Annotated in this window: 2 protein-coding genes; one reads left to right on the top strand and one right to left on the bottom strand. The window is 55.3% G+C overall.

The features are described from left to right. Window positions 1-423: 423 nt before the first annotated feature. Complete coding sequence (locus tag WCA53_RS33930) at window positions 424-1,152, bottom strand: TetR/AcrR family transcriptional regulator (RefSeq protein WP_423922495.1); 729 nt, start codon at window positions 1,150-1,152, stop codon at window positions 424-426. 691 nt (window positions 1,153-1,843) lie between these two features. On the opposite strand from WCA53_RS33930, the gene WCA53_RS33925 reads away from it, so the two are divergent. Beyond that, the coding region (locus tag WCA53_RS33925; RefSeq protein WP_423922492.1) for an alpha/beta hydrolase at window positions 1,844-2,388 on the top strand (545 nt) is incomplete at its 3' end.

The raw sequence follows: 2,388 nt of genomic DNA, 5'->3' as shown, positions 1-2,388 counted from the left end.
GAGGTCCTTCGTTGATTTATCGATCGAATAGTGAACGATTGATAAGACGGAGGGCATCGGTCAAATCTGGCCAAGCGAAATCGGGCTTGTAATTACCTATGAAGAGCTCAACCGTGGGCATGCTCCGCGACCGCCATCTGGTGTTCAACTAAGCAAGTCGTCTCTTTCGAAGGCCGTTTTGTTCGCGAAGGGTAGGGTGCAGGTGATCGGCCTGGTCGCGTAAGCGACGCCGAAATCGGCAAAGATCAGGAGCGGCTGTAAGCGAAAAAGTCGGATTGACGTCGACACGATCTGCTGGAGAAGCCTCCGACTCCACGATAACCGCGACCCAAGGGCATATGCTCTTGCGGAACCGCGCGCTTTGTTCCTGCGAAGAACACAGAGTAATCGGCGGTTCAAACAGCGCCTTGAGGCCCGCGGTGCTTACGCCTTCGGCTTCTCCGCCACGTTGTTTTTCGGCCGACGTGGAATGTTTTTGAGCGCGTTGGGCGTGCCGTTCAAGAAAGCACCGATCTGACGTTCGATATGGGCGTCGATGTCAGCGGAGACGGGGAGCCCATAAATCCATTTGCGAACGCCGAGATAGAAAATGCTCGCGTGCAGGCTCCAGATGAGCTCAAGTTCGATCTCGCGCTCTTTGGCGCCCACTGGTGCAGCAAGCCCGTGTGCTTCCCTGATTTCGGCAGCGAAGGGAAGAAAGACCTGCTCGCGAAGCTTCGAAAGATACTTCGTATTTATACCTTCGTGCGTTAGTCCGGCGAAGATGAAAATACGTATCCATTCGCGCCGGAGAATGACCCGTGCGTAGGATGTGTAGAACTTCACCATGCGCTCCTGAATAGGCAGCGAGCGGTCTCTGATTAGCTTTTCCCAATCGGCGTCCCACCGATAAACTTCCCCGTAGACGCGATCAATCAGAGCTTGCTTGCTCGGAAAATAGCGGTACAAAAGCGGTTGTGTCACGCCAAGCTGACGCGCCAACTCGCGCGTGCTTCCGGCGAAGCCATAAGTCGCAAAGTGGTCGATGGCCTTGAGTACAATCTGTCGTTCCCGCACCTCGGGCGCGAGGCGACGGTTGCTCGACGTTGCAATCTCACTCTCTGTCCATATGTCGTCTACGATATCGCCTGCACATTTCTTCTCTTTTGGCATGATCTTTTAATAAAGCCATTTATCGACCCCAGCGGCGCAACATCCGCGTATTGCACTGATGGACCGTCCTGATTCCTTCCCGTGGCTCGCTGGGGTAACCGAGGGCCACGTCGTAGCGCCGATAACCCGTGTCCATTCGTCGGCGCGGTAGGCGCAAGCGCTTGCAGGCGGGGCGTATTCGCTCTGGCTGGGACATCCGCACAGGGTATTTCGACCCCGCGAAGAGGAGCCAGCGTTAGCCGTATTGCGTGGGCGAGATTCGCCACAGAAGGCCGAGGTTTCGCTGACACCGATGTAGAACGCGATGATCGCGGCAAGCAGCTAGTGTCGTCCTCGTTTGAATTCGTTCGGTGCTGTCATAGGTGTATTTCTCGCTGCTTTCGTCCCTGCATCGCATTGATGGATACAGGCCTGCCGCGTGGCTGAAACGCTTTGCCGGACGCCTGCCGGCGTTTCGTGCAGAGTGATCTGCAGGTTAGTTAATAAGTGTTCACTTGTACAGATACAAAAAGCTATAGATTTCGTTGGCTTATGTGATGATAAATATTTTCGCCTGAAATTGGTAGTCATATCGTCTTTTTTCCGCAAGCCTATTAGGGTTTCCGCTAGATGTGTAATGGGTCAAATGTACAGATACTTTATGCATGTTCATGACCGCAGTCATTCTTTGGCACGAAAAGGAGACGTAGAGATGTCCACGCAACGAGCAGTCGAGTTTTTGAGCAAAGGGGAGTTGATCCGGGGCGACTTGGTGCTTCCGGATGGGGATGGTCCGTTTCCGCTGCTGGTGATGGGCGGCGGCTGGTGCTACGTGAAGGAGATCGTCATGCCGCATTACGCGAAGGCGATCGTGGCGAAGGGTGTGGCGGTGTTGATGTTCGACTATCGCTGCATGGGCGCGAGCGAAGGTCTGCCGCGCCAGCATATCGATCCGGCGGCGCAGATCGAGGATTACAAGAGTGCAGTAACGTTTGGGGAGTTGCTGCCGGAGATCGATGGCGATCGAATCGGCGTGTGGGGCATTTCGTACGCAGGCGGTCATGTGCTTGCAGTCGGCGCGACGGACGAGCGGGTGAAGTGCGTGATCTCAAACATTCCGGTAGTGGATGGTTACGAGAACATGCGTCGCGTACATGGCTCGCAGCGGTTTCATGAGCTGAATCAGCTGATCCTCGCTGACCGGCGCGAGCGCACGAAAACTGGCGTTGCGGGTGGTCGCATGCCGATGTCCTCGCT

The sequence above is a fragment of the Caballeronia sp. genome (genome assembly GCF_049581465.1).
GTDB lineage: Bacteria > Pseudomonadota > Gammaproteobacteria > Burkholderiales > Burkholderiaceae > Caballeronia.
This window is presented reverse-complemented; position numbering and strand designations above follow the sequence as displayed.